The sequence below is a fragment of the Vibrio cincinnatiensis genome, assembly GCF_022113815.1.
Lineage (GTDB): Bacteria > Pseudomonadota > Gammaproteobacteria > Enterobacterales > Vibrionaceae > Vibrio > Vibrio cincinnatiensis_A.
In genome coordinates, this window is the sequence record NZ_SGOM01000058.1 from 1 (window position 1) to 1287 (window position 1287).

General features: G+C 42.4%; 1 protein-coding gene. It reads right to left on the reverse strand.

The window, feature by feature from the left end; translation table 11 throughout:
* Positions 1-1114, reverse strand: a 1114-nt coding sequence (locus tag EXA13_RS16550; protein WP_238134090.1) for an ISAs1 family transposase, incomplete at its 3' end; no start/stop codon positions are given.
* Between the last annotated feature and the right edge of the window lie 173 nt (positions 1115-1287).

Below are 1287 nucleotides of genomic sequence, written 5' to 3' on the forward strand. Positions count from 1 at the left end.
CGAGAACCTTACTTAAGTAGTTTTCATCCATTGCGCAGTTCATCCGTTTGCGTTTAATACCACCTTTAAATGTGGTTTCGCTCTTTAATAGGTTCAAACACATCTGCCTGATCCTGGCAAAAGCCTCTGCTCGATCGTCCGCTCTTATACGAGAGTTGTCCTCACAAAAGGCGGTATCAAGCGACCAGTGCATGACCTCTACACCCCAATGAGAACGCGTCGCTTCAAGTAATGTTTGAGCTTCTAATTCTTTAGAGCAGATGTAGTATCGAATACTCACATCTTGCTCTGTGGCGACCGCTGATTCTTGTCGAATTGAAGCGACGACGCCCATGGATTTTAGCTCGGGCCATTCATGCTCAATATCACCTAAAACCGACAAATCACGGTTCACTAAAGCCATTCTCGTTTCCGTTCTTCCGTGACTTTTTTCTTGAGTACTGTAAGAACTCCCGTCAAACTCTTGGAGCATCTCCATTCGAAAATAATCATCAAAGGCTTGCTCAAGCATTCCCTGATTCCCTTTAACTGCTAATAAATAATCCGCTTCTTTATCGAGGATTTTCTGCGCTATTTTCTTTTGGCATCCCATGGCATCAATAGTAATCAAGCAGCCTTTTACCTCTAGCAAGTCAAGTAGCTTGGGGATCGCGGTAATTTCATTACTTTTACTATCAACTTTCTGTTGCCCGATACTCATTCCGTTTGCAGTAGCAAAAGCGTTCACCATGTGGATCGTTCCTTTACCTTTCGAGCGATCATAAGAACCACGTAATGTTTTGCCGTCGATGGCGATGACTTCTCCATCCGTCAGTGTATGACACTCCTTCATCCAGGCGATAAAGCTTCTTTGTAACGCTGCCGGATTAATCATGCCCATCACTCGAGACAGCGTATCTGCAGAAGGAATACCCGCTTCAAAGTGACCATATCGTTTGAGGAAATCTAAGCGAGCATTACCAAAATCAATAATGCCATCCCAGCCATCATGACCCGACAAAACGCCACAAATTGTCAGCAAAATAATATCTGATAATTTGTGATCCACTTTGCTTTCTTGTCGGTAGTCTTTAATGATTTGGAAATGCATAAATGGGTTGGTTAACTCACTCATATTTAGGCTCCTATATTCTCTAGGAGCTATTACAAAACAACGAAAATGATCTACAAGACGATCTTTAATTTCATGTGGTTACATTCAATAGTTGGGGTGAGTGATAGGTTCAAAGCTAATTTTTATCATCTCCGCAGCCCTTATATATCAACGATCTTCATGCGGTTTCCCTG